Raw genomic sequence first — 479 nt, 5'->3', positions numbered from 1 at the left:
TTGCGGATGCGCAACGACGCGCAGCACAACGGGCTGCCGTTCGTGACCGACGCCGATCTATCGGCCGCAGTGATCACCGAGGCGAAGAAGCGCCCGGAGCGGGCCTGGCTTTGCGAGGTGTCGGCCGTCGTGTTGCAGCAGGCATTGGCCGACTGCACCACGGCGTTCCGCAACTTCTTCTCCTCAGTCTCCGGCAAACGGAAAGGCCCGAAGATCGCCCCGCCCCGATACCGGTCGAAGAAGGACAACCGGCAGGCGATCCGCTTCACCAAGAACGCCCGATTCAAGATCACCGAGGGCGGGAAACTGTCCCTGCCGAAGATCGGCGACATCGCGGTCCGCTGGTCGCGGGACCTTCCCTCCGAGCCGTCCAGCGTCACCGTGATCAAAGACGCCGCCGGGCGGTATTTCGCCTCATTCGTCGTCCAGGTCACCGAGACGGCGTTGCCGAAGGTAGCGGCCGCCACCGGCATCGATCT

1 protein-coding gene is annotated in these 479 nt (G+C 65.3%); it reads left to right on the top strand.

The window, feature by feature from the left end; translation table 11 throughout:
- Positions 1–6: 6 nt before the first annotated feature.
- Positions 7–479: RNA-guided endonuclease InsQ/TnpB family protein (locus tag IEY82_RS37950; RefSeq protein WP_506336436.1), on the top strand; the 473-nt coding region annotated here is incomplete at its 3' end.

The sequence above is a fragment of the Nonomuraea cavernae genome (assembly GCF_014646355.1).
Taxonomy (GTDB): Bacteria; Actinomycetota; Actinomycetes; order Streptosporangiales; family Streptosporangiaceae; genus Nonomuraea; species Nonomuraea cavernae.
This window is presented reverse-complemented; position numbering and strand designations above follow the sequence as displayed.